Origin of the sequence: Enterobacter cloacae complex sp. P13B, assembly GCF_014895915.1 — a bacterium.
Classification (GTDB): Bacteria; Pseudomonadota; Gammaproteobacteria; order Enterobacterales; family Enterobacteriaceae; genus Enterobacter; species Enterobacter bugandensis.
Genome location: NZ_JADBQN010000018.1, coordinates 22,558 through 46,681 on the forward strand (window position 1 = coordinate 22,558; position 24,124 = coordinate 46,681).

Below are 24,124 nucleotides of genomic sequence, written 5' to 3' on the forward strand. Positions count from 1 at the left end.
CCTGTTTTCACATCCAGGGAATTATGACAATGACGAAACAGAAAGTTGTCGCGGTAACGGCCTGCCCGACGGGCATTGCACATACCTTTATGGCGGCGAATAAAATTATTGCATGGGCTAAAGAGCATAATATTGAGGTGAAGGTCGAAACGCAGGGCAGCGACGGCGTTAAAAATCGCTTAACGAAGCAGGATATTGCCTCCGCCACGGCCATTATTCTGGCAACCGACGTCCCCATTCAGGATGCCGAGCGCTTTGAAAACATTCCCCACCTTCAGACCCGCACGCAAGAGCTGATCAAGCATACCGATCGCTATCTGCGTCAGGCGCTTGCCATGGAAAAAAACGTCACGACTGTCGTACATGAAGACGAACTCCAGCCTTCGGCTTACCAGATTTTTATCGGCCATATCATGGCGGCCATCAGCTATATGCTGCCGGTGGTGGTCATGGGCGGGCTGATGATGGCAACGGCCAAAATTACCGGCCAGTTTATTAACATCGACCATTCGCCGTTCAGCGTGCTGGATAAAGTGGGCTTTATGACCATTAAGTTCATGTATCCGGTTTTCGCCATGTATCTGGCGTTTTCCATTGCCGGCAAACCGGCGCTGATCCCCGGACTTATCGGCGGCATCATGTCAGACGAGGTCTACAAGCGCTTCTTTGATATCGAAGGCTTTATGCCGTCCGGCTTTTTCGGCGCGATCGGCATTGGCTTTTTTGTGGGCTATCTGGTGCGCTGGCTGAATGATTCCATTCACGTCCGCCAACAGCTCACCACCATCAAGACCATGCTGGTCGTCCCACTGATCACCGGCATTACGCTGGTGATGGTCATGGAATATTTGATTAACCCGATTTTCGGCTCGCTTAACCAGCTGATGGTGGTCTTTTTTACCTCGGCAGGTGACACCGGGCGCGGATTCTATTCCGCGATGATCGCCGCAGGCACCGCGTTCGACCTGGGCGGCCCGGTCAACAAGGCGGCAGGCTCGGTCGCGCTCGGCCTGAATGGCATGAGCGAAACGTTTGATCTCACCGCCCGCGAACTCTCCATCGTGATCCCCTCTATTGGCGTCGGCTTTGCCGCGTTCCTCAACGGCCGCTTTGGACTACCGGATGTTTTTAGCCGGGAAGAGAAAACCGTTGGCAGCACCTCGTTGCTGCTTGGCGTGATTGGGATCTCCGAAGGCGCGATCCCGTTCATCCTGAAAAACCCACGTCTGATCCCGGTGTTCATGACCGGTGCCGTTGCCGGCGCGCTGGTCGCCATTGCACTCGGCGTGAAGCAGACGCTGCCGCTGCCGGCCATCTGGGGCTGGCCGCTGGCAACCAACGTGGCGGGCTACCTGGCGAGCGTCTTTATTGGCGCACTGATTTGCGCCCTGGGCGTGCTTTACGTCAGCCCAAAGAACGCCAGCTAAGGGGAAGGTCATGAATCAGATCCACGTCATTGCCCATACGCACTGGGATCAGGAGTGGTATTTCACCCGTCAGGACAGCATGGTGCTGGCGTCATATAACTTTGCGGACGTCATCGACACGCTGGAGCAGGACCCGGCTTACAGCTGCTATCACATTGATGGACAGATGGCGGTGGTAGAAGACTTTCTCGCTATCAATCCCGATTATCGCACCAGGCTGGAAACGCTGGTCAAAGAGAAAAGGATTTTTGTGGGGCCGTGGTATACCCAGACGGACACCTACAACGTGCATGGCGAATCCATTATCCGCAACCTCAAATACGGCATTTTTTCTGCCCGGACACTGGGGCACGCCATGCAGGTTGGGTATCTTCCGGATACCTTCGGCCACAATGCGCAGATGCCCACGATTTTGCAGGGCTGCAATATCGACAACATCGTCTTCTGGCGCGGCATCGATCACGACAGACAGGCGAAAAGCAGCCAGTTCCTCTGGCGCGCGCCGTCAGGGGCGACCGTTATCGCCTGCGCGATGGCATTCGGTTATGGCGCGGCTAAAAACATCTCTTCAGACGCGAGCCATTTGCAGGGAAAAATCTTCCCGATGGTCAATCTCCTGCGCTCGCGGGCCGGAATAAATGACCTGCTGCTGCCCTGCGGCGGCGATCAGGTCAGCATCGACCCGGCGCTGCCGAAAATCCTGCAGGTCGCCAGCGCACGCTCCCCGGATGAGGACCATTACGTCATCAGTTCGCTGGAGCGCTACGTCGACATTCTGCGCGCGCAGCGTGAACAGTTTGAATTCTGGGAAGGAGAGCTGAAATCGCCGCGCTACACCCGCATCCATAAAACGATCGGCTCCGTGCGCTACGACATTAAAAAGAAAAATGATGCAGTTGAGCAGTTCATCCTGCGGCAGCTGGAGCCGACAATCGCCATGGCGCGTCATCAGGGGCTGCCGGTCAACCTCTCGGTGGTCGATACGCTCTGGAAGAAGCTGTTGCGAAGCCATGCCCATGACTCCATCGGCGGCTGTAACAGCGATGCCACCAACCGCGATATTTTGCATCGACTGGAGCAAACCGAACAGCTGTGCCATAGCCTGTGGAACCTGGTGGTGAAAACCCTGGCCGCCGCCTGCGCTCGGGAAGGCGATCTGCTGATTTTTAACCCGCTGGGCACGCAAACGCAGCGCGTGGTGAAAACCACTCTCTATAGCCGCGCTGAAAATATCGCCCTGATGTATCAGGGGCAGGCCATCCCCTTCGACGTCCTGAAAAGAGACGTGTTGCCCGGCGGAACGGCGATCTCCCTTAACGCCGAAGGCGAGTGTGAAACGCCCCTTCCCCCTTATTACCGCTGGCACGTTGCTGTGAAAACACCGGTTCTGCCGCCGGTCGGCTATCTCAGCGTTAACGTTGAAGATGACCCGGCGCCTTTCCGGCAGCCTGAACAGACAACGGGCAGCGAGATAGAGAATGCACAGTATCGATTAACGCTGGACGACGGAACGCTAACCCTGCACGACAAACGCAGCGGCAGATGCATCCCCTCGTTCTTTACCCTTGAAGACTGTGCAGATGCGGGCGACAGCTACGATTTCTCACCGCTTGCGGGCGATACGCCGACGCGATGCGACCATTTCACGCTCGTCGGCTGCCTGAAAACGCCGCTTGTCGAAAAGCTGATCGTTGAAGCCACCCTGTTTCTTCCGCCAGATCTCGCCGGACGCCAGGATACTGCCCGAACGCCGTTATCCATTTGTCTGGAGTGCACATTACGCGAAGACGATCCGAACCTGTACGTCGAGGCTTCGCTGGAAAACAGCCACTGCGATCACCGGCTACGTTTACTGATCGGCAGCGATATTCGCACCCGTCACGCTATCGCCTCCCAGCCCTTCGCGATAATCCAGCGCGATACGGGGTGTGAGAGTGAAAACTGGCAGGAGCGCTATCGCGAGATGCCCGTGGATATCGAAACCACCGAAGGCATTATTGCTGTCGCGGAAGTGGGCAAAGCGCTGGTGGTGAATAGTCGCGGTATGAAGGAATTTCAGATTATCGGCAGCGAACCCGCGACGATTGCCCTGACGTTGTTTAAAGCGACGGGCGTGCTCGGGCGCAACGATCTCGACTGGCGACCGGGACGTGCGTCCGGCATTAATAATACGGTGGTTGAGACCCCCGACGCCCAGTTACTGAAACCGCTGCACTTTTCATTTACCGTCGCGCTGGCCGACAGCGCCGATCATCTCACGCTTCGCCAACTGGAAAATCAGGCGGGCGGACAGCCCTTCACCTACCAACGGCAATCGTTACACACGCTCGATCACCGCATTGAGCGCTTTGCGTTGCGTCTGCCCGAACATCAGCTTCCGGCACAATTCTCATTATTGACCCTGCCGGAGCCGCTAGTCCTTTCTGCCCTGCCCCATGCGCAACGGTCGAATGGCACCATCGTCCGGGTGTTTAACGCCGGGACGCAGCCGGTTCCCGTCCCGGAAAGTCTGGCGGGGCTACGTCAGATCAACTATCTGGAAGAGTCTGTGCCGCCGGTAACGGCAATCCCCCCTTTCGCAACCTGCGATTTTTTGATGGAGGCTTAATATGAACTTGCTTGCATTGACGCACCCCGATCTGGTTTTTATCAACCCGCCGCACCGTACGCCTGAAGCGCTGATCCGCTGGCTCGCCGAACCGCTCGCCAGGCGAAAAATCATCTGCGATGAAGAAACATTCATCCAGAGCGTGTTACAGCGCGAAAGCGAAGGCCCTACCGCGCTGGGTGAAGCGCTCGCCGTTCCGCACGGTAAAACCGAGGCGGTGCAGCAGGCGGCGTTTTGTCTGGCACTCTTTGACGACCCGATACGCTGGCCGGGGCTGGACGGTGATGAAGAGGTCAGAATGGTTTTCCTGCTCGCCATTCCGCCCGCGGAAGCAGGCAGTACCCATATGCAGCTGCTGACGACGCTGACCAGTTTATTGACAGAAGATCGAGTGCGCGCGCAGCTTCTGGCGGCGCGCACGCGGGAAGAGGCGATGTACGCCCTGAGTGCTGAAGAACCTCAAAAACAGGATGCGGCCCCTGACCGCTCCCTTCTCATTCCGGTGATACTGGGCAGTATCGCTACCGCAGCCTTTTTACAGGCAGGATTGAGCTGGGCCTGCGCGGTGAGTTAACCGAACGGCGCTCAGCACGTACCGCGTTGAGCGCTTGTTTTTGTTGAATAATTAATCAGATTTTTCCTGCACGTATTTACAATTGCTCCAGCGCCCGCCGTTTGTACTCTCGTCTTTTTACTTTGTTCTGCGTCAAATAAATCGCAAACTTGTTTGATGCAAATCACTATATGTAGAACTTAAAATGTACGCCGACCCAACATCTTGTATTAATCGTCTACTATTCCAACAACAAGACGGCGCTTACGCTGGCCGGAATTGTGGATAACACGAGCTGGGAACGGGGGAAGTCTTTGGCCTGGCGGGGAATACGTCCGGTGAATACTTCTCCACCTCTGTGGATAACCTGTTTTTAAAAATGGAGTGATCATGACACCGCATGTGATGAAACGTGATGGCTGTAAAGTGCCGTTTAAATCAGAGCGCATCCAGGAAGCCATTCTGCGTGCAGCTAAAGCAGCGGGAGTCGATGACGCAGATTACTGCGCCACCGTCGCAGAAGTCGTTAGCAGCCAGATGACTGAACGCAGCCAGGTCGATATCAACGAGATCCAGACCGCGGTTGAAAACCAGCTGATGGCTGGCCCCTACAAACAGTTAGCCCGCGCCTACATTGAGTATCGCCACGATCGCGACGTGCAGCGTGAGAAGCGCGGTCGTCTGAATCAGGAGATTCGTGGCCTGGTGGAGCAGACCAACTCTGCCCTGCTCAATGAAAACGCCAACAAAGACAGCAAAGTGATCCCGACCCAGCGCGATCTGCTGGCCGGTATCGTCGCCAAACACTATGCCCGCCAGCATCTGCTGCCGCGCGACGTGGTCTCGGCACACGAGCGCGGCGAGATCCACTATCACGACCTCGATTACTCGCCGTTCTTCCCGATGTTCAACTGCATGCTGATCGACCTGAAAGGCATGCTGACCCAGGGCTTTAAAATGGGTAACGCCGAGATTGAACCGCCTAAGTCGATCTCCACGGCGACAGCGGTAACGGCACAGATTATCGCTCAGGTGGCGAGCCACATTTATGGCGGGACCACCATTAACCGCATTGACGAAGTGCTGGCCCCGTTCGTGACGGCGAGCTTCAACAAGCATCGGAAAACTGCCGAAGAGTGGCAGATCCCGGACGCGGACGGCTATGCGCACTCCCGTACCGAAAAAGAGTGCTACGACGCGTTCCAGTCGCTGGAATATGAAGTGAACACGCTGCACACCGCCAACGGGCAGACGCCGTTTGTAACCTTCGGTTTTGGCCTGGGCACCAGCTGGGAATCACGCCTGATCCAGCAGTCCATTCTGCGCAACCGTATTTCCGGCCTCGGCAAGAACCGCAAAACCGCGGTGTTCCCGAAACTGGTGTTCGCCATCCGCGACGGCCTGAACCACAAGTTTGGCGATCCGAACTACGACATCAAACAGCTGGCGCTGGAGTGCGCGAGCAAGCGCATGTACCCGGACATTCTGAACTACGACCAGGTGGTAAAAGTCACCGGCTCGTTTAAAACGCCTATGGGCTGCCGCAGCTTCCTCGGGGTGTACGAGGATGAAAACGGCGAGCAGATCCACGACGGGCGTAACAACCTGGGCGTCATCAGCCTGAACCTGCCGCGCATCGCGCTGGAGGCCAAAGGCAATGAAGCTGAATTCTGGAAACTGCTGGATGAGCGCCTGCAGCTGGCGCGTAAGGCGCTGATGACCCGTATCGCACGCCTTGAAGGGGTGAAAGCCCGCGTGGCGCCCATCCTCTATATGGAAGGGGCCTGCGGCGTGCGCCTGAAGGCGGACGATGACGTGTCCGAGATCTTCAAAAACGGCCGCGCGTCGATTTCGCTGGGCTATATCGGCATCCACGAAACCATCAACGCCCTGTCTGGCGACGCGCATATGTACGACAGCGAGGCCCTGCGCGAAAAAGGCATTGCGATTGTCCAGCGCCTGCGCGACGCGGTTGACCAGTGGAAAGAGGAAACTGGCTACGGGTTTAGCCTTTACAGTACGCCGAGCGAGAACCTGTGCGACCGCTTCTGCCGTCTGGACACCGCCGAGTTCGGGATTGTGGAAGGCGTGACCGACAAAGGGTACTACACCAACAGCTTCCACCTCGACGTGGAGAAAAAGGTAAACCCGTACGACAAGATCGACTTCGAAGCGGCCTATCCGCCCATCGCCAGCGGCGGCTTCATCTGCTACGGCGAGTACCCGAACATCCAGCACAACCTGAAGGCGCTGGAAGACGTGTGGGATTATAGCTATCAGCACGTGCCGTATTACGGGACCAATACGCCAATCGACGAATGCTACGAGTGTGGCTTTACCGGTGAGTTCGAGTGTACGAGCAAAGGCTTTACCTGCCCGAAATGCGGCAACCACGATGCAGCCCGTGTCTCCGTGACCCGCCGCGTGTGCGGCTATCTCGGCAGCCCGGATGCCCGTCCGTTTAACGCCGGCAAGCAGGAAGAGGTGAAGCGCCGGGTGAAACATCTGGGGAATGGGCAGATCGGTTGAGCCAATGCCACATTTATGCCCGGTGGCGCTACGCTTACCGGGCCTACAATCCGCACTCACACTGTACCCGGCTTGGTTAACCGCTATGAACTACCATCAGTACTACCCCGTCGACATCGTCAACGGCCCCGGCACCCGCTGCACCCTGTTCGTTTCAGGTTGCGTACATGAGTGCCCCGGCTGCTACAACAAAAGCACCTGGCGCGTAAATTCCGGCATGCCGTTTACCGCTGAAATGGAAGACCGCATCATCAACGACCTGAACGACACGCGCATCAAACGCCAGGGGATTTCGCTCTCCGGCGGCGATCCGCTCCATCCGCAAAACGTGCCGGAGATCCTGAAGCTGGTGAAGCGCATCCGCCGCGAGTGCGCGGGAAAAGATATCTGGGTCTGGACGGGATATAAGCTGGATGAGCTGAATGCAGCTCAGAAGGAAGTTGTGGATTTAATTAACGTGCTGGTGGACGGCAAGTTCGTGCAGGATTTAAAAGACCCGGCCCTGATCTGGCGCGGCAGCAGCAACCAGGTTGTGCATCATTTGCGGTGAATGAAGGCGGATAACCTCTATCCGCCTGGCCTCAAAACCGGCTCAAACTCTCCATCGCCTCAGCCTTAAACGCCGCAAAATCCTCGCACTGGCACAGGCGCGTCATCGCGCGTTCTCGCAGGAAAGTGACGAAGATGTCGTAAATCGCCATCGCCTCTTCGTACTCGCTTTTGCTGATGGCGAGCAGGAAGATGACGTGCGCCGTTTCATCCCCCCACTGAATACCCTGCGGAGCCAGCACCGTATAGACCACCGTTTTCTGTGCCAGCAGGCCGAGGGAGTGCGGCAGCGCGATACCGTCGCCGAGCATGGTGCTGACGATAGCTTCACGCTCAACGACCGAATCCAGAAACTCCGCGCCGACAAAGCCTTCGCGTTCAAGCTGTTCACACAGCTCGCGGAACAGCGTTTGCTGGTCAACAGGCTTGTCGAGAATGCGGAAATGGGCCGCGTCGAAGTATTTCTCCAGCATCCACGGGCGGGTGCGGTCCACCAGCACCAGCTTGCCGATCTGCTCTAACTGATAATCGGTCGGGAACGGGGCGATCGTCACCACCGGTTTAGATTTTTCACTCACGCGGGCGGTGGAGATGACAAAGTCTTCACCGATGGCATCCGCCAGCTCGTACTCGCGCAGAGTGAGCGTGCGCGTCACCTCGATCTGCGGGTATTTGCGCTGGAGCACCGCCTCGATCATGCGCACCATCGCATTACCGGCGTCGCACACCAGCAGCACGCGTGGCTGGCGCTGGTAGCCGATGTTATAGTGGCGCTCCAGCCCCACGCCGATGTGCAGCACCAGAAAACCAATCTCGTTTTCGCTGATCGCATATGGCGTGTATTTCCCCCAGCTCGACACCGCCGCGAGGGTCATATCCCACGCCATCGGATAGTGCTGCTTGATGTTGTCCAGCAGCGGATTGGGGATCATGATTTGATAGCGCACGCGGGTGATCATGGTTTTGATGTGCGTGAGCAGATCGGCGTGCAGCTGCGCGTCGCTGAGCAGGTTGTAGTTATAGTGGGTGTTGATGTAGCGCAGGATATAGTTGACCAGCGCTTCGTCGTCGTCGGCGTTAATCGCGCTGGGGGCAATCTCCTGAATCTGCCGCGCCGCGATGTGGACGCACAGCCAGCTCTCTTCCGATGGCGCAAGCGCCTTGCCCGCCAGCTCCTGAATGGCCACCGCGATATCCTTCGCCGCCTCGCGCACGTTCTCTTCCACGTCATCCGCGTGGAATTCCGGCAGCGGATACCCCTCGCTGATGCGCCGCACCGACACCGCGCAGTACAGGCGCAGGAACAGTTCGCCTTCGTCGGTCAGACGAATGTGATGGCGGGTGAGCGCGTCGTGAAGCACGACCACCATCTGCTCCGGTACCCCGGCGTTGAGCGCGACCTCCGTCACCAGCGGGTTAAGGCTGTCCTGCTGCGCCAGCTCCCACAGAAGATCGGTCAGGCAGGCGCGGACCGACATCTCGCTGCCAAACAGCTTCATGCCGTGGCGCGGGCGGGTTTCCAGCGTCAGGTTATAGCGCTGGAACCACTCGCGCACTTCCACCATGTCGCTCTGCAAGGTGGCGCGGCTGACAAACCACTCGTCGGCCAGATCTTCAAGCTTAAGTGAAAACGCCGACGTCAGGAAACGCACCACCAGATAGTGCACGCGCTCCGGTCCCGTTCGGGGAATACGCAGCGCGCGCGGGTGCGATGCCTGCAGCTGCTGATAGCGCTCGGCATCGTCAATTTTAAGCTGGTAGCCGTTACCCCGGCTCAGAATAAACTGCGCGCCGTGGCTCGCCAGCAGCGCGTTCAGGGCGGTGATATCTGCGCGGACGGTTCGCGTGGAGACCGACAGCCGCTGCGCCAGCTCGTCCTGCGGCAGCGTCTCGTTTTGCAACAGATCGAAAAGTTGCGCTAAACGTTGGTTCGGAAATCGCACGTCGTTGTCCTCTTACTGCTCAGGGTGAAATGACCATCTGGGATGGGCTGCCGACCGGGGTATAGTCTGGCTCGAAGCTCAGCTTGCCGTCCGGCGCCACGCGGAAACGGGTAATGTTGTCGCTGCGCTGGTTCATGACGTACAGCCAGCGGCCCTGCTTATCGAGCGTCAGGGTGCGCGGGTAGTCGCCGCGCGTCCAGACATCCTCCTGATGCGTCAGCGTGCCCTCCGCTGTTACGGTAAAGTGCCCGATGCTGTTATGCAAACGGTTCGCCACATACAGCTGTTTACCATCGGCGCTTAGCGCCAGCCCGGCAGCAAAACTGGTGCCTTTATAGCCGTCCGGCAGGGCAGAGACCGTTTTGCCCTCTTTCAGCCTGCCGCTGCTGTCCAGCGCATAATGGGTGAGCGTAGAGGCCTCTTCGTTAATCAGCCACAGGGCATCGCCTTTCGGCGTAAAGACGAAGTGGCGCGGACCGGCGCCTTTCGAAGAGGCGCTGATAAACGGCGGATCGTTCGGCGTGAGCTTTCCGGTTCGATCGTCAAAGCGGTACTGATAGATACGATCCAGCCCAAGATCGGTGGAAAAAACGTACTTACCGTTCGGATCGGCGGCGATCATGTGCGCATGCGGGCCGTTGTGATCGCTGATGGCAAAGCTACCTTCGACAGCCGCTTCCGGCTTCGCCGCGCCCGGTTCGCCCTGGTCCTGATGTCTGTCCGTCGCGTCACCCAGGCTGCCGTCCGCGTTGACGGGCAAAACGGCAATCGATCCGCTGACGTAGTTCGCCACCAGCAGATGCTTGCCGTTTGGCGTTAGCGAAAGATACACCGGCCCGGCGCCGCCGGAGGCCACCTGATTCAGCTCGCTCAGCTCACCGTTATCGCCGACGCGCAGCGCCTGCACCACGCCCTGCTCCACTTCGCTTGCCAGATACAGCGTTTTACCGTCTTGCGAAAGGGTCAACTGCGCCGCGTTCGGCAGTTTGCTCACCAGCGTTTTATCGTCCAGCGCGCCGGTTTGCGGGTCGATGGTAAAACGGTACAGCCCTTCACCGTTCGGATTATAGGTGCCCACCCAGGCGTATTGCGTCTGGGCGATGGCGGCGGTGGCGAGCATTGAGAGTGAAGCGACAAGCAGGTTACGGGTGTGCATGGTGGCTCCTTTATATGTGTGAGTTCTACTTCACCAGCTTCTTCGTCATCGCCAGCAGCGTACGCACATCTTCGGGACGCGTATCGCCGCTGGCTTTGTCGATAATTGAACTGTAGATGTGCGGGATGATTTTGCTCACGCCCGCGTCGAGGGCGATCTGCAGGATCGCCTCATAGTTTTCCAGATCGATACCCCCCGTCGGCTCCAGCCAGAAGTCGTGACGGGCGCAGGCTTCCGCCACCGCCTGGTATTCGTCACGGCACTTGAGGCCGCCCATCGGGAAGTACTTAATCGAACTGCCGCCAAAGTCTTTCAGCAAGGCAATCGCCGTTTCAACCGGCACGATACCGTCCGGCGCTTTGCTGCTCAGCGGGCCGGTGGAGATTTTCACCATGCCGACGGTACCGGTCGGAGAGACCAGGCCATTGACCACCGATTCATTCTGCCCCAGCAGCGCGCGGCTCGCGGCCACGCCGGTGAAGACCTGATTAACGTGCTGCGGCTGCACCTGGCGGGAGATCTCGCTTACCATCGCCGACTGGTTCGGATCGCCCGCGCCGAGGCCCACGGAGAGCGCGTTATCAATCAGCGCCGCGTATTCACGCATATCCTCGACCGCGCTCGCCACGTCCGGGTAATTTTTGGAGAGCACGCCCACCAGCACATGACCTTCCGCCGCCTCGTAAATGGCGCTGGCGTTGGCTTTCGAGCCGGCCAGCACGTTCAGGCAGACGCGGTCACGGTAAAAATTGGGGGTCAGTTTCATGCGTTTTTCTCCTGTCCTAATACTTCGCTAATGCGGCGGTAGACGATGTTCAGTTGGTCAGCACTTACGCTGCGCACGTCTGCTTCGATAATCCCTTCGTTGGCCTTGTAGCCACGGAAATAGATGGCGTATTCGCCCTGCTTGAGCGCGTTCACCAGGTCACCCGTGCCGACGCCTGTGGTGGCTTCGTCGAACTTAATTTCGGTGCGGGCGATATCGCGACCCGCGCTGTCCCAGACCACGCGGGCGGTGACGCCGTTCAGGGTGTTGAGCGCGTCGATAAACGGCGTCATCTTCGCCACCATCTCGGCACCGCTTTCTTTGGTGGCCGTCAGGTAGTGTTCGATGGCGCAGGTCAGGCCGAGGATCCCCTCTTTACCCACCTTCATGGCGCGGCCAATGCCCGCCGTCTGGCGTTTCACCCACTCGACGTACTGGGTTTTGCCGATCACCAGGCCGCTGGTTGGCCCCTCGATCGCTTTCGCGCCGCTGTAAATCACCAGATCCGCGCCGGAGCGGTAGTACACGTGCAGATCTTCTTCCGCAGCGGCATCGACGATCAGCGGCAGGGAGTGTTTACGTGCGACGACTGCCGCCTGCTCGACGCTGAGCATGCTTTTCTGCACGCAGTGGTGCGATTTGATGTAGAGGATCGCCGCGGTGCGCGGGGTGATGGCCGCCGCCAGCTGGTCGGCGGAACATTCGTTGGCATAACCCGCTTCCACCAGCTTGCCGCCGCCCAGCGCCACCATGGTGCCGACCGGCGCGCCAAAGTTAACGTTATGGCCTTTCGGCAGGACGATTTCATTGTTCTCGATTGGGGTGACGTGCAGGTTTTCCAGCAGCCAGTCGCTGTCTTTTACCAGCACCGCCGCCACGGACTGGGCGATGCCCGCCGACGCGCAGGAGACCACCGTCGCGCCTTCCACATCCAGCAGCTTCGCGATGTATTCCCCGGTTTTGTTAACCAGATCCTTCATCTCGAAGTAATGATTCATGCCGTCCATCGCCGCCTGCACTACTTCCGGGCGCGGCGTGGAGACGCCCAGCGCCGTCATGCGGCCAGAGGTGTTGATAACCTGCTTTAAATTATACTTCTCATAAATCGAAGGCATGTTCCGTGCTCCCTTGTTCGGTCATGTAGCCCTTGCCCGCGCGGATCGCGGCAAGCGGCACCAGAATGTGTTCAGCCTGCAGGCTGTCGTTTTCAGCGTCCGTCAGCACCGTTGGCTGGCGTTTAATCGTGAACAGCGTCAGGTCGGCGTCGAGACCCGGCTGGATGCGGCCCTTGCGCGTCAGGCGCAGGCCGTGGGCGGCGTTCGAGGTCACGCAGTCAATCACCTGCGGCAATGACATGCCGATGGCGAGAAACTTCGACATCACGCTTGCCAGCGAGCCGACCGGGCCGTTGATGCGGTTGCGGCAGTAGATATCCGAGCTGATGGTGTGCGGCAGAATGCCCATCGCGATGGCGCGTTTCGCCACCTCAAAGCTAAAGCTCGCCGTACCGTGGCCGACGTCCAGACGCACGCCGCGCTTAAGGGCGGAGGTGATGGAGGCGCGCAGCTCGCCGGACGGCGTCAGAATGCGGTTAGGCTTCCCGTTATAGCAGTGGGTAATGATGTCGCCGGAGCTTAACAGCTCGGCGATTTCATCGAGGTTCGGCGGGTTATTGCCGATGTGCACCATCAGCGGCAAATCGCCATTCTCTTTCTGGATGGCTTTGGCGCGCTCCAGCGGCGTGATGCCGTTTTCACCGACCACGCTGCTGCTCATGCGCGCCTTCAGGCCGACAATAAAATCCGGGTGGCGCTTCACCGCCTGCTTCACCGCATCGGCGTCAATGTTTGCCATGTTGGCCAGCTCGTTCTGGGCAATCAGCCCCACGCGGGAGATATTCAGCAGGGCAAAGACCTCGGTGGAGGCCTTGCGGGTAATCGCGTAGAAATCGTCCACGTCGTCGGCCCCGGTACTGCCCGCGTCCACCACGGTAGTGACGCCGGTGGCAATACCCACGCTGTCCGGCTCGTCGTGGTAAATCGGTGAGTTCGGATAGCAGTGAACGTGGGAGTCAATCCAGCCCGCGCTAACGTACACGTCACCGTTAAGCTCAACCGTTTTACGGGCGGGAGCGTCAATTTCGCCCGTCGCGGCGATCTTCCCGTCCTGAATGGCGATATCGGTCAGGGTATCGTCGGCGAGGCGCGCACGGCGCAGGAGTAAATCAAACATGAGGATCTCCTGATAGGGCGGGCGCCGGAGCGCCCGCGGGTATTAAAGGGCGACCGGGAACAGCCAGCCCAAAATCATTGCGCCGAGGATGGCGCCACCGGTAATCGGCTTCTGCCAGATGTAGAACAGCAGCGCGCCTACCAGCGAACCGACGCCGATTGGAATGGAGGCGGTCATCGCGCTGAGGATAATCAGCGGCCCGAGGAAGCGGCCGGAGGCGTTACCCGCGCCCATCATCACGTCTGCGCCGTAGGTGGAGTTGCTCTGGTTGATGGTGAACTTACGCGCCAGGATGATGACGTAGCCAATCGCCAGACCAATCACCAGGCCGGTAATCAGCGAGGCAATGAAGTTGGTCACCGGGAACATGATCCCCGCGCCCAGCAGCAGCGCCGGTACGCCGAGGCCCACGCCGGTCTGGATCGCCCCACCGATGTCGAGAATACCCACCAGCGACCCTTCAATAATGCGGGCGAACAGGAAGCTCGCGCCGAACGCCGCCACCGCGCCGTAGACGCCGGTATCGATTCCCGCTTTCAGCATCGCCACGAAGGCCACTTCGTTAAACGCGCCGATGCCATAGAGGTAGTACATGTGCGTCCCGGCGAAGACGCCGGAGGAGAGCAGGCCAACGAAGATCGGGAACGACCAGTCGGCATACCAAAAACCTTTATTCTGTTCCATTTAGAGGCTCCTGTTATTTACCGCTGAGCGAGTTGTGGATCATGTCGAGCCAGTTCGGCACGGTCAGATGGAAGGATTCGATCATCTTCATGTCGAAGCCGCGGAAGAAGCCGCTCAACACGAACAGCAGCACGATCGCCGCCATCATCACTTTTGTGACGTGGTTCCAGCCGCTCTCCTCAACGCCTTTACCGATCAGGATGCCGAGAACCAGACCCGGTACGGCGTTCCCCATGATCAGCTGCGCCGCGCCGCCGAAGATGGTGGCCCAGAAGCCCGATTTTTTACCCGCGTCGATGGCCGCCAGCCAGAAGATCACCGGCATCACGGTGTTAACCAGCAGGTTCGCGGCAGGCACCAGCACCTTCACGGCGGTAACCTGCAGCGCTGCCGGCACGGAGGAGGCGGTCAGGTTCAGGAAGGTGACGACGAGCATGCCAATCACGCCGCAGGCAATCGCCATTTTGCGGGGATCGTGCAGCGTTTCGCCGACGTTACGGTTTTTGATCATCAGTGCAGCAGCACCCCAGTTCGGGATGATGCGGTGGTCAACGTCCTGTGTGAAGGCACCTGCAGCCACGGAAGAGGCCCAGGCGTTAAAGAAGAAACCTAACCCAAAGGAGAAGTGGGACGCCGGATCCCCTTCACAGGAGTTCAGTTCCCCCAACGTACGAAACGCGCCCATACCCTGAGTGGTAGGCGCATGAAACATGCGTGCAGCCCCGGCTCCGACACCGACGCCAACCAGGCCGCCAATGATGAGCGATTTTATTAATATAATTAAGAACATCAGTCTGCCCTTTTATGAATAATCAGCGTTGCGTGACGAAATCCACCTGGTCGAGATTGATGGCGGTCACGTTGACGGTCACATCCAGCTCCACGCTGTAGGTGCGTCTTTCCCGGCGCAAAAAGAAGAACAGAAACGCTTCTTTACGCACCGCTTCTTGCGCCTGAACAACCTGCACATCCTGTGGCTCAATACGCAGTAAGATATGCGGTGAGGCTTTCATCACCGCGGCCTGAACGTGGTTGAGCGCGTCGGCAAAGGCGCGCGCTTTGGCGTCGCCCTTCCCCTTCACTCTCACCGTGGTTGTGAACTGTTCTTTCATGCTTATGCGCCGTATTTCTTCTGCCACGCCTGCACCAGACGCTCGCCCAGCTCTTCTTTATCCATAAAGCCAAAGCCCAGCACGTTGCAGCCTTCGTTGATGGCGGTCACGCCCTCTTCCACGGAACGCATGCCGTATTTGGCCTTGTAGCCATATTTGGTTTGGGCGGTGATGGCACCCGCGCCGCCGCTGCCGCAGAAGGAGATGCCGAAGGTGGCGTTTTCCGCTTTCATTACGTCGCCGAGCTTCATGTCCGCCGCCATGCCCGGCACAACCACTGCGCGTCCACCTGCTTTTTCCACACCCGCAGCCACTTTCTGACCTTTACCCAGGCGATCGCCAATCACGACTGTAATCTGTTCCATGTGTTGCTCCTTAAAGGTTGTCTTTCGCGACTTCAAAGTGAACGGAGAGCAGCCAGGCCTCTTCATCAGGAAGGTTGCCAAACTGCGCCACCACTTCACGGGCAAGCTGCATTGAATCTGGTGAAATTTCGTCGAACAGCTCTGCTTCAACCTCCGGCAGCGGCTCGCCGGTCACGGACCGGTGCGCCATTGCGCGAACGTGGGAGGTGAGCATCTGCTCCTGTACCGCATTGGGGATGATGTTGTGCCGGGCCAGCAGGGCATAAACCTGCTGCAGCATGGTGTTCGCGAGCTGTTCTGTTTGTACCGCCTGTTCCCCAACGTCGTTCATTACCGCTCCGTTAATCACTCGTCTTACCCCGTTAATGGCTCTGGAATAAAACTAACGTTGGGCGTGAAGGGTTTGTAGCGAGTTGTTTTCCACTTCGAAGTGGAAAGGCGAGCCGCAGCAGTGATCTGTGCCACATAAATATGGTGAATCTGGATTAACGGCCGCATTTACGTGATGAATATCACGCTATTAAGCGGCACTAAACAGGTAAGCGGAGTGGAAAAGTTTACGAGCAGGCTCGTAGAAATGTGACGTGGATAAGGTTTTCTTATGGGGATTCGCTAGAGTGGCTGCGGGTGCTTGAGACTGACCGTCTCAGGCATGGGACGGAAAGTGGAAAGCCCCGCCTGATAGAAAATCAGGGCGGGGGCTCGAAACGACACGTCGGACCGTGGAGTTCGCTACCTCGCCCGCTTTAAAGCAAGGAGGCATCCATGAAACGCCAATCCCCAATTATCCGGGTTTCGATGATTGTTGCTTTGACAATAATCATCTTAACGCTGGTGACGAGGAAAACACTGTGCGAGATCCGTTTTCGAAACGGCTCGCTTGAAGTGACAGCGCGGATGGATTGTCGCTCCGGCCAGTAGGGAGCAAGGATGCGGGGGCGCTTAGTGCGCCTCCGCATACGGAGGAAGGACGTACAGCTCAGGCACCCAATTAACGGTATTTCTTGTGATACGTGTTGCGCGTCGCCACAAACTGGTCGGCCGCCGCCTGGGCTTCCTTCACTTTGCCTTCGTTAGCCAGCTTCAGCGCGCCGTCGATCTGACCGACCAGCACGTCAAAGCCGTGGCGGTAGTCTTTCATCTCTGCGCTGTCTGCCGCTTTGCTTTCCAGCTTTGGCGGCGTCGCTTTTTGCGCGTCCAGCGCCGCTTCACGCATTTTGGTCAGTGCGCCTTTCATTTCCGCCGCATTGTCCGTTTTCTGCACTACCTTCAGGTTTTGACTGAGGATGTCCATGTTGTCTTCGAGATCGGCAGCAAACGCAGAAGAGCTAAGAACCAGCGTTGAAGCCGCGACGATCGCTAACAGGTGTTTACGCATTGCTCACTTCCTTTTTTATTATTAAAACGCCTTTACGGGTATTACTGGCCGGCGATTTTCATTTCCGGCAGTAACACAGAACCACACTGTATATTGCTACGTGTTTCAATATCGTTACCGACCGTAACGATATTGCGCCACATGTCCTTCAGGTTGCCGGCGATGGTAATTTCGCTCACCGGATACTGGATTTCGCCGTTTTCGACCCAGAAGCCTGCCGCACCGCGAGAATAGTCGCCTGTGATGCCGCTTACGCCCTGGCCCATCAGCTCGGTGACCACCAGACCGGTGCCCATCTCTTTCAGCATCTGCTCGAAGTTCAGGCCCTGACCGGCAATGCGCCAGTTGTGGATCCCGCCCGCATGTCCGGTGCTTTTCAGCCCCAGCTTGCGCGCGGAGTAGTTGGTCAGCAGCCACTGGGTCAGAATGCCGTCTTTAACGATATCGCGGCGTTCAGTGCGCACGCCTTCGCTGTCGAATGGCGTGGAGGCCAGCCCTTTTAGAAGGTGCGGATGCTCTTCGATGGTCAGCCATTCCGGCAGGATCTGCTTGCCCAGCGAGTCGAGCAGGAAGGTCGATTTACGGTACACCGAGCCGCCCGCGATAGCGCCCACCAGATGGCCAAACAGGCCGGTCGCCACTTCATTGGCAAAAATGACCGGGGCCTTCATGGTGGAGAGCTTACGCGGAGACAGGCGAGACAGCGTGCGTTCGGCACACTCTTTGCCCACCCACTCAGGAGACTGCAAATCCCCCAGCGCGCGGCCAATGGTGTAGGCGTAGTCACGCTCCATGTCGCCGTTCTCTTCGGCGATCACGCAGCTTGAAAGCGAGTGACGGGTGGAGCAGTAGCCCTGCAGCATGCCGTGGCTGTTGCCGAAGACTTTGATGCCGTAGTGGCTGTTGAAGCTGCCGCCTTCGGTATTCGTGATGCGCTTATCAGCCTGCAAAGACGCCTGCTCGGCGCGCGCGGCCAGCTCAATCGCTTCATCCGGCGTGACTTCAGCCGGGTGGAACAGATCGAGATCCGGCGCGTCAAACGCCAGCAGATCTTTATCCGCCACGCCTGCGTAAGGATCCGGAGAGGTGTAACGGGCGATATCCAGCGCCGCCTGCACCGTGCGGGCGATGGCATCCGGGCTGAGATCGGTGGACGACGCGCTGCCTTTGCGGTTCTGGTGATACACCGTGATCCCAAGCGCGCCATCGCTGTTAAATTCTACATTCTCCACTTCGCCATAGCGGGTGCTCACGCTAATGCCGGTGGTTTTGCTGACCGCCACTTCGGCGCCATCTGATTTACCTGAAGCGAGCGTCAGCGCGGTGGAGACGGCTTCTTCCAGAATCTTACGCTGCGCTTCAACTTGTGAGGTTACTTTCATCGCAAATGCCATACTGTAAAAGAGAGTTAAGTGAAGTCTAACAGAGAACCGTTTTTCAGTGCGCGTCTTAACTGGTAACATTAGCCTCTTTTTTTAAGGAGCCTGACATGACTAAGCAGCCCGAAGACTGGCTCGACGACGTTCCCGGTGATGACATCGAAGACGAAGATGATGAGATCATCTGGGTCAGTAAAAGTGAAATTAAACGTGACGCCGAAGAGTTAAAACAGCTTGGCGCAGAAATGGTAGAACTGGGTAAAAACGCGCTGGATAAGATCCCGCTCGACCAGGATCTGCGTGATGCCATTGAACTGGCACAGAAAATCAAGAAAGAAGGCCGTCGTCGCCAGCTTCAGCTTATCGGTAAAATGCTGCGTCAGCGCGACGTGGATCCGATCCGTCAGGCGCTAGACAAGCTGAAAAACCGCCACAACCAGCAGGTTGCGTTGTTTCATAAGCTGGAGCAGATCCGCGATCGTCTGATTGAACAGGGTGATGATGCGGTACCGGAAGTGCTGAACCTGTGGCCGGATGCCGACCGCCAGCAGCTGCGTTCTTTGATCCGCAACGCGAAGAAAGAGAAAGAGGGGAATAAGCCGCCGAAATCCGCGCGTCTGATTTTCCAGTATCTGCGCGAGCTGTCTGAGAACGCAGAGTAAGCCCCTCTCCCCAAAGGGGAGAGGGAGAAGAGATAATGTAAGCCCGGTAAGCGCTAGCGCCACCGGGTTTTTTTTACTCTGCGGCCGCGGCTTTCTTCGCCAGACCGTCCAGCAGCTTCTGATGGATCCCACCGAACCCACCGTTGCTCATCACCAGAATGTGGTCGCCAGGCTGTGCGGCTTTCACCACCATATCCGCTAAGACATCCACGTCCGCGCTCCAGTGCGCAGGCTGAATGCAGGCGTCGGCCACTTCAGCCACCTGCCACGGAATATGCTGCGGCTGGAGCAGGAAGACTTCGTCGGCACGTCCCAGGGACGGCGCGAGGTCGTCTTTGCAAATGCCCATTTTCATGGTGTTCGAGCGCGGTTCCAGCACCGCCAGAATGCGCGCGGTGCCGCCAACCTTGCCGCGTAACGCAGCAAGCGTCGCCAGAATGGCGGTTGGGTGGTGCGCGAAATCGTCATACACCGTCACGCCGTTCGCTTCGCCGCGCAGCTCCAGGCGGCGGCGGGCGTTGATAAACGTCCCCAGCGCATTGGCCGCATCCGCAGGCAGTACGCCCACGTGGCGCGCCGCGGCGATCGCCATCAGGCCGTTGTGCATGTTGTGCTCGCCCACCAGGCCCCACTTCACCTCGCCCACTTTCTCACCGTCGAGCAGTACTTCCCACTCGGAGGCATCCGCGTTGAGTTTTTTCGCCTGCCAGTGGCCCTGCTCGCCCACCAGCTCCTGCTCGCTCCAGCAGCCCATCGCCATGGTCTGCTTAAGGTTGATGTCGTTCTCCGGCAGGATAATGCGGCCCTGGCCCGGGACAATGCGCACCAGGTGGTGGAACTGTTTCTGAATGGCTTTCAGGTCGTCAAAGATATCCGCGTGGTCAAACTCAAGGTTGTTGAGGATCAGCGTGCGCGGGCAGTAGTGCACGAATTTGGAACGCTTGTCGAAGAATGCGCAGTCGTATTCATCCGCTTCAATCACAAAGAACGGGCTGTCGCCGAGACGCGCAGAGACGTCGAAGTTACCCGGCACGCCGCCGATCACGAAGCCCGGCTTGTAGCCGCAGGCTTCGAGGATCCAGGTCGCCATGCCGGCGGTGGTGGTTTTGCCGTGGGTACCGGCTACGGCAACCACCCAGCGGTCGCGCAGCACGAAATCATGCAGCCACTGCGGGCCGGACATGAACGGAATATTGCGTTCCAGCACCGCTTCAACGCACGGGTTACCGCGGGTCATGGCGTTGCCAATGATGACCAGATCCGGCTCGGGATCCAGCTGGCTGGCATCGTAGCCTTGAATTAAAGAGATGCCCTGTTTTTCCAGAAGCGTGCTCATCGGCGGATACACATTGGCGTCCGAACCTGTCACTTCATGGCCCAGCGAGCGCGCCAGCATTGCCAGTCCGCCCATGAAAGTGCCACAAATCCCCAATATATGAATGCGCATACGTCACTATCCTTCTTTAATGTGGCGCACATTTTACTCACATGTTAGCGGCTGTGAAACGCATTTCAGGTAAATCCGTATGTTGCTGGCGCGATTCACCTCTGCGCTACTATTTGAATATTTGTTAAGATTGTTGGGCTTTAGTCGTTTTAGTGAACATACAATCGCTCTACTCACAAAGATGCAGGGAAAGTGTTATGAAAACGTTAGGTGAATTTATTGTCGAAAAGCAGCACGAGTTCTCTCATGCTACGGGTGAACTCACTGCTTTGCTGTCGGCAATAAAGCTGGGCGCTAAGATCATCCACCGTGATATCAACAAGGCCGGTCTGGTCGATATCCTGGGTGCCAGCGGTGCCGAGAACGTTCAGGGCGAGGTTCAGCAGAAACTCGATCTGTTCGCAAATGAAAAACTGAAAGCTGCACTGCGCGCGCGCGACATCGTTGCGGGTATCGCCTCCGAAGAAGAAGATGAAATTGTTGTATTCGAAGGGTGTGAACACGCGAAATACGTCGTACTGATGGATCCACTCGACGGCTCCTCCAACATCGACGTTAACGTTTCTGTCGGTACCATTTTCTCCATCTACCGCCGCGTCACGCCTGTTGGTACGCCGGTAACCGAGGAAGATTTCCTGCAGCCGGGCAGTAACCAGGTTGCGGCCGGTTACGTCGTTTATGGCTCGTCCACCATGCTGGTCTACACCACCGGATGCGGGGTTCACGCCTTTACCTACGATCCGTCGCTGGGCGTCTTCTGCCTGTGCCAGGAACGTATGCGCTTCCCGGAGAAAGGCAGCACTTACTCCATCAACGAAGGCAACTACATCAAGTTCCCGAACGGCGTGAAGAAGTACATCAAATTCTGCCAGGAAGAAGATAAAGCGACCCAGCGCCCTTACACGTCCCGCTACATTGGCTCTCTGGTCGCGGATTTCCACCGTAACCTGCTGAAGGGCGGTATCTACCTCTATCCAAGCACCGCCAGCCACCCGGACGGGAAGCTGCGCCTGCTGTACGAATGCAACCCGATGGCGTTCCTGGCCGAACAGGCGGGCGGCAAGGCGAGCGACGGTAAACAGCGTATTCTGGACATCGTGCCGGAAAGCCTTCACCAGCGTCGTTCGTTCTTCGTTGGCAACAACCATATGGTTGAAGACGTTGAACGTTTTATCCGTGAGTATCCGGACGCGTAATATCTCTCCCGGGGAGCCAGTCTGGCTCCCCAACACATTTATATATTTTACCGTATAAGTGTTTATAAAAATCACGCTTTAATCTTCACCCCTGCTCCTGCATTATTTCCATAACAGTTTGACATTTATTTCCTGGAGCAGAATTGCAATGAAAAATTATTCCCGGGCTAATACCGGCATTGATTTAAATCTTATCCCTGTATTTATTGAAGTCGTCCGCTGCGGCAGTATGGCAAAAGCCTCTTTGCGCCTGGAGATGTCCCGTCCTGCGGTAAGCCTGGCGTTGAAGCGTTTTAATCAACTGTTTGATGAGCCGTTATTTTTTCGCAAAGGTTTATATCTCGAGCCGACTGAAAAAGCGTTAGCGTTAACCAACTCGCTGGAATTATTAATGGGTAATATTCACGATAATATTGCGGCGGTAAATTCCGCGAGAAATAAAGCCCCGGCACAGAACGCACCGGGGCTGGGAAATATTATGCCGCAGTCTGAGCCGTCACTTTAAATGATGACATGGCTTCCATCAGCTGACGCGACTGCTCCTCAAGGGAGCGGGTCGCGGCGGAGGATTGCTGCACCAGCGCCGCATTCTGCTGCGCGGTTTCATCCATCTGGTTCACCGCAATATTCACCTGCTCGATGCCGCGGCTCTGCTCCTGAGACGCGGTGGCAATTTCGCGCATCAGTTTGGTCATGCGCAGCACTTCGGTGGCAATCTCATCCATCGTTTCACCCGCCTGCTGGGCCAGCTCGCTGCCCTCGTTAACGTGGGCCTGCGAATCGCCGATCAGAGAGCGGATCTCTTTCGCCGCGTCGGCGCTGCGGCTGGCAAGGTTGCGGACTTCACCCGCGACCACGGCAAACCCGCGCCCCTGCTCGCCCGCGCGCGCCGCTTCCACGGAGGCGTTAAGCGCCAGAATGTTGGTCTGGAAGGCAATACCGTCAATCACGCTCAGGATGTCGGCGATGCGCGCCGAACTGCCGGAGATATCGCGCATTTTTTCAATCACGTAGCAGACCATTTCGCTGCCGTGATCGGCGGTGTCGGAAACAGACTTCGCCAGCTGGTGCGCCTGCTCAGCGTTGTCGGCGTTAAGCTTCACCGTGGCGGTGATCTGCTCCATGCTGGCGGCGGTCTGCTCCAGCGACGTGGCGGTGGATTCGGTGCGCTCGGCAAGATCCCGGTTCCCCGCCGTCAGCTCGCGGCTGCCGGTATCAATTTGCGAGCTGGCATCGCGAACCCGCAGAACCGAGCTCATCAGCGACTGACGCATCTCCTCTATCGCCGCATTGAGGCGGTTAAACTCCTGGCTCGCCGGGGCATTCAGCGTGTGGGTTAAATCGCCCGCCGCCACGTTCTCCAGCTGCGCAATGGAGGCAGACAGCGGCTTGAGCAGCATATGGCGCAGCGCCAGCCAGGCGAGCACGATAATGCCCGCCGTCAGCAGCGCGGCGACAATAATCAGGATCAGCACGCGGGTTTTACTCGCCTGCACGGCGCTCACTTCCGCCTGACCTCGCGCTTCGCTCCATTTCTGAAACGCCTGCATGTCGTTATCGAACTGCTTCGCCACCGGAATCAGCGTGTTCTCCAGCAGATCGTAATAGCTGTCTGCGCTCTGGTCATTCAGGGTTTTCAGCATCGGGCCGATCCCCTGCTGGTTATACGTCGCCAGGCTGGCCGCGACTTTGTCGAGGAGCTGCTGCCCCTGTTCGTCAGCCACGCCGCCGTCAATCACGCCTTTTAACGTTTTCCGGGCCAGGGCGACTTCCTGATTGATGTTTTTTACCGCTTTGGCCGCATCGTCCAGCATGCCGATTTCCATCATGCGGACGGCCTGACCCGCCTCATTGCGTGCGCGCAGGATCAGCGTATAGCCGGTGTTCAGCTGCACCATCTGCTCACCCTGAAGGTGATTAATGCGCTGCAGTGAGGAAGAACTCTGTGTGAGGGCATAAATGCCGATGCCGCTGACAATCAGCAGCAGAAGGGTCATAACGGCCAGTAAAGAGAGCAAGCCGGTACGAATCGATAGCGTTTTAAGCATGATATTATTTCCGGTAGCGAGATATTTCTGGGCATAAAAGAAGAGTATCGGCCGCTACCGGAAAATGTTTAGACTTTAAGCAAATTCAGT

Annotated in this window: 23 protein-coding genes; 9 read left to right on the forward strand and 14 right to left on the reverse strand. The window is 57.7% G+C overall.

The genetic code is table 11. The annotated features are described in order from the left end of the window. The first annotated feature begins 29 nt into the window (after nt 1–29). The 5 genes from IM273_RS09525 to nrdG all read left to right on the forward strand — a co-directional run bounded on the left by IM273_RS09525 (nt 30) and on the right by nrdG (nt 7,667). Nucleotides 30–1,427: a PTS fructose transporter subunit IIC gene (locus tag IM273_RS09525; RefSeq protein ID WP_072058717.1), complete on the forward strand. Its 1,398-nt coding sequence runs from the start codon at nt 30–32 to the stop codon at nt 1,425–1,427. A gap of 10 nt (nt 1,428–1,437) precedes the next feature. Next, nucleotides 1,438–4,035, forward strand: a complete 2,598-nt coding sequence (locus IM273_RS09530; protein ID WP_193051119.1) for a glycoside hydrolase family 38 C-terminal domain-containing protein — start codon at nt 1,438–1,440, stop codon at nt 4,033–4,035. Nucleotide 4,036: 1 nt separating this feature from the next. Continuing rightward, nucleotides 4,037–4,609, forward strand: coding sequence for a PTS sugar transporter subunit IIA (locus IM273_RS09535; protein ID WP_126326224.1), 573 nt, complete (start codon nt 4,037–4,039; stop codon nt 4,607–4,609). A 369-nt stretch (nt 4,610–4,978) separates the two neighbouring features. Continuing rightward, nucleotides 4,979–7,117 carry an anaerobic ribonucleoside-triphosphate reductase gene (nrdD, locus tag IM273_RS09540; RefSeq protein WP_100170980.1) on the forward strand — a complete coding sequence of 713 codons (2,139 nt, stop codon included), beginning with the start codon at nt 4,979–4,981 and terminating at the stop codon, nt 7,115–7,117. Between the two features lie 85 nt (nt 7,118–7,202). Next, nucleotides 7,203–7,667, forward strand: a complete 465-nt coding sequence (gene nrdG, locus IM273_RS09545) for an anaerobic ribonucleoside-triphosphate reductase-activating protein (RefSeq protein ID WP_048999490.1) — start codon at nt 7,203–7,205, stop codon at nt 7,665–7,667. Between the two features lie 31 nt (nt 7,668–7,698). Here the strand turns inward: nrdG and IM273_RS09550 are convergent, their stop codons facing one another. Genes IM273_RS09550 through IM273_RS09595 form a run of 10 tightly spaced genes read right to left on the reverse strand, consistent with a single transcriptional unit; the run spans nt 7,699 to nt 16,273 of the window. Further along, a complete protein-coding gene (locus IM273_RS09550; protein ID WP_193051121.1) occupies nt 7,699–9,609 on the reverse strand; it encodes a PRD domain-containing protein in 1,911 nt (636 codons plus the stop codon). A gap of 19 nt (nt 9,610–9,628) precedes the next feature. Beyond that, the gene (locus IM273_RS09555; RefSeq protein ID WP_193051123.1) at nt 9,629–10,765 is read right to left on the reverse strand and encodes a lactonase family protein; all 1,137 of its coding nucleotides are present in this window, start codon (nt 10,763–10,765) and stop codon (nt 9,629–9,631) included. A gap of 25 nt (nt 10,766–10,790) precedes the next feature. Then, entirely contained in the window at nt 10,791–11,531 is a 741-nt protein-coding gene (locus tag IM273_RS09560) for a KDGP aldolase family protein (protein WP_193051125.1), read from the reverse strand. Further along, nucleotides 11,528–12,646: a DgaE family pyridoxal phosphate-dependent ammonia lyase gene (locus IM273_RS09565; protein ID WP_028015299.1), complete on the reverse strand. Its 1,119-nt coding sequence runs from the start codon at nt 12,644–12,646 to the stop codon at nt 11,528–11,530. The genes IM273_RS09560 and IM273_RS09565 overlap by 4 nt, the downstream gene beginning before the upstream one ends. Beyond that, a complete protein-coding gene (locus IM273_RS09570; RefSeq protein ID WP_193051127.1) occupies nt 12,630–13,763 on the reverse strand; it encodes an amidohydrolase/deacetylase family metallohydrolase in 1,134 nt (377 codons plus the stop codon). The genes IM273_RS09565 and IM273_RS09570 overlap by 17 nt, the downstream gene beginning before the upstream one ends. A gap of 42 nt (nt 13,764–13,805) precedes the next feature. Beyond that, nucleotides 13,806–14,447, reverse strand: a complete 642-nt coding sequence (locus IM273_RS09575) for a DUF4310 family protein (RefSeq protein ID WP_003856081.1) — start codon at nt 14,445–14,447, stop codon at nt 13,806–13,808. Nucleotides 14,448–14,460: 13 nt separating this feature from the next. Then, nucleotides 14,461–15,237 carry a DUF4311 domain-containing protein gene (locus tag IM273_RS09580; protein WP_023310182.1) on the reverse strand — a complete coding sequence of 259 codons (777 nt, stop codon included), beginning with the start codon at nt 15,235–15,237 and terminating at the stop codon, nt 14,461–14,463. Between the two features lie 22 nt (nt 15,238–15,259). Next, nucleotides 15,260–15,559, reverse strand: coding sequence for a DUF4312 family protein (locus IM273_RS09585; RefSeq protein WP_006810338.1), 300 nt, complete (start codon nt 15,557–15,559; stop codon nt 15,260–15,262). 2 nt (nt 15,560–15,561) lie between these two features. Continuing rightward, nucleotides 15,562–15,924 carry an SFCGS family glycine-rich protein gene (locus IM273_RS09590; protein ID WP_023293430.1) on the reverse strand — a complete coding sequence of 121 codons (363 nt, stop codon included), beginning with the start codon at nt 15,922–15,924 and terminating at the stop codon, nt 15,562–15,564. A 10-nt stretch (nt 15,925–15,934) separates the two neighbouring features. Then, the gene (locus tag IM273_RS09595; protein WP_026080657.1) at nt 15,935–16,273 is read right to left on the reverse strand and encodes a PRD domain-containing protein; all 339 of its coding nucleotides are present in this window, start codon (nt 16,271–16,273) and stop codon (nt 15,935–15,937) included. 416 nt (nt 16,274–16,689) lie between these two features. Here IM273_RS09595 and IM273_RS09600 point away from each other — a divergent pair, with 416 nt between their 5' ends. After that, nucleotides 16,690–16,845 carry a Hok/Gef family protein gene (locus IM273_RS09600; RefSeq protein WP_041911460.1) on the forward strand — a complete coding sequence of 52 codons (156 nt, stop codon included), beginning with the start codon at nt 16,690–16,692 and terminating at the stop codon, nt 16,843–16,845. A gap of 70 nt (nt 16,846–16,915) precedes the next feature. Here IM273_RS09600 and cybC read toward each other — a convergent pair whose 3' ends face one another. Both cybC and pmbA read right to left on the reverse strand, forming a co-directional pair. Continuing rightward, entirely contained in the window at nt 16,916–17,302 is a 387-nt protein-coding gene (gene cybC, locus IM273_RS09605; protein ID WP_193051129.1) for a cytochrome b562, read from the reverse strand. A gap of 41 nt (nt 17,303–17,343) precedes the next feature. Continuing rightward, complete coding sequence (gene pmbA / locus IM273_RS09610; protein WP_032644960.1) at nt 17,344–18,696, reverse strand: metalloprotease PmbA; 1,353 nt, start codon at nt 18,694–18,696, stop codon at nt 17,344–17,346. A gap of 95 nt (nt 18,697–18,791) precedes the next feature. Between pmbA and yjgA the strand changes: the two genes are divergently transcribed. Next, nucleotides 18,792–19,343: a ribosome biogenesis factor YjgA gene (gene yjgA / locus IM273_RS09615; RefSeq protein WP_028015295.1), complete on the forward strand. Its 552-nt coding sequence runs from the start codon at nt 18,792–18,794 to the stop codon at nt 19,341–19,343. A 73-nt stretch (nt 19,344–19,416) separates the two neighbouring features. Here yjgA and mpl read toward each other — a convergent pair whose 3' ends face one another. Next, nucleotides 19,417–20,790, reverse strand: a complete 1,374-nt coding sequence (mpl, locus tag IM273_RS09620; protein ID WP_028015294.1) for a UDP-N-acetylmuramate:L-alanyl-gamma-D-glutamyl-meso-diaminopimelate ligase — start codon at nt 20,788–20,790, stop codon at nt 19,417–19,419. A 197-nt stretch (nt 20,791–20,987) separates the two neighbouring features. Between mpl and fbp the strand changes: the two genes are divergently transcribed. Further along, entirely contained in the window at nt 20,988–21,986 is a 999-nt protein-coding gene (gene fbp, locus IM273_RS09625) for a class 1 fructose-bisphosphatase (RefSeq protein WP_028015293.1), read from the forward strand. 148 nt (nt 21,987–22,134) lie between these two features. Then, complete coding sequence (locus tag IM273_RS09630) at nt 22,135–22,491, forward strand: LysR family transcriptional regulator (RefSeq protein ID WP_193051131.1); 357 nt, start codon at nt 22,135–22,137, stop codon at nt 22,489–22,491. Here IM273_RS09630 and IM273_RS09635 read toward each other — a convergent pair. Next, nucleotides 22,463–24,034, reverse strand: coding sequence for a methyl-accepting chemotaxis protein (locus IM273_RS09635; protein ID WP_047364065.1), 1,572 nt, complete (start codon nt 24,032–24,034; stop codon nt 22,463–22,465). The two genes, IM273_RS09630 and IM273_RS09635, sit on opposite strands and share 29 nt — an antisense overlap. Nucleotides 24,035–24,124 lie beyond the last annotated feature (90 nt).

Bases quoted from the DNA above. Each gene is read 5' to 3' on its own strand.
- IM273_RS09525 (WP_072058717.1), top strand. From the start codon at position 30: ATGACGAAACAGAAAGTTGTCGCGGTAACGGCCTGCCCGACGGGCATT.
- IM273_RS09530 (WP_193051119.1), top strand. From the start codon at position 1,438: ATGAATCAGATCCACGTCATTGCCCATACGCACTGGGATCAGGAGTGG.
- IM273_RS09535 (WP_126326224.1), top strand. From the start codon at position 4,037: ATGAACTTGCTTGCATTGACGCACCCCGATCTGGTTTTTATCAACCCG.
- nrdD (WP_100170980.1), top strand. From the start codon at position 4,979: ATGACACCGCATGTGATGAAACGTGATGGCTGTAAAGTGCCGTTTAAA.
- nrdG (WP_048999490.1), top strand. From the start codon at position 7,203: ATGAACTACCATCAGTACTACCCCGTCGACATCGTCAACGGCCCCGGC.
- IM273_RS09555 (WP_193051123.1), bottom strand. From the start codon at position 10,765: ATGCACACCCGTAACCTGCTTGTCGCTTCACTCTCAATGCTCGCCACC.
- IM273_RS09560 (WP_193051125.1), bottom strand. From the start codon at position 11,531: ATGAAACTGACCCCCAATTTTTACCGTGACCGCGTCTGCCTGAACGTG.
- IM273_RS09565 (WP_028015299.1), bottom strand. From the start codon at position 12,646: ATGCCTTCGATTTATGAGAAGTATAATTTAAAGCAGGTTATCAACACC.
- IM273_RS09570 (WP_193051127.1), bottom strand. From the start codon at position 13,763: ATGTTTGATTTACTCCTGCGCCGTGCGCGCCTCGCCGACGATACCCTG.
- IM273_RS09575 (WP_003856081.1), bottom strand. From the start codon at position 14,447: ATGGAACAGAATAAAGGTTTTTGGTATGCCGACTGGTCGTTCCCGATC.
- IM273_RS09580 (WP_023310182.1), bottom strand. From the start codon at position 15,237: ATGTTCTTAATTATATTAATAAAATCGCTCATCATTGGCGGCCTGGTT.
- IM273_RS09585 (WP_006810338.1), bottom strand. From the start codon at position 15,559: ATGAAAGAACAGTTCACAACCACGGTGAGAGTGAAGGGGAAGGGCGAC.
- IM273_RS09590 (WP_023293430.1), bottom strand. From the start codon at position 15,924: ATGGAACAGATTACAGTCGTGATTGGCGATCGCCTGGGTAAAGGTCAG.
- IM273_RS09600 (WP_041911460.1), top strand. From the start codon at position 16,690: ATGAAACGCCAATCCCCAATTATCCGGGTTTCGATGATTGTTGCTTTG.
- cybC (WP_193051129.1), bottom strand. From the start codon at position 17,302: ATGCGTAAACACCTGTTAGCGATCGTCGCGGCTTCAACGCTGGTTCTT.
- pmbA (WP_032644960.1), bottom strand. From the start codon at position 18,696: ATGGCATTTGCGATGAAAGTAACCTCACAAGTTGAAGCGCAGCGTAAG.
- yjgA (WP_028015295.1), top strand. From the start codon at position 18,792: ATGACTAAGCAGCCCGAAGACTGGCTCGACGACGTTCCCGGTGATGAC.
- mpl (WP_028015294.1), bottom strand. From the start codon at position 20,790: ATGCGCATTCATATATTGGGGATTTGTGGCACTTTCATGGGCGGACTG.
- fbp (WP_028015293.1), top strand. From the start codon at position 20,988: ATGAAAACGTTAGGTGAATTTATTGTCGAAAAGCAGCACGAGTTCTCT.
- IM273_RS09630 (WP_193051131.1), top strand. From the start codon at position 22,135: ATGAAAAATTATTCCCGGGCTAATACCGGCATTGATTTAAATCTTATC.
- IM273_RS09635 (WP_047364065.1), bottom strand. From the start codon at position 24,034: ATGCTTAAAACGCTATCGATTCGTACCGGCTTGCTCTCTTTACTGGCC.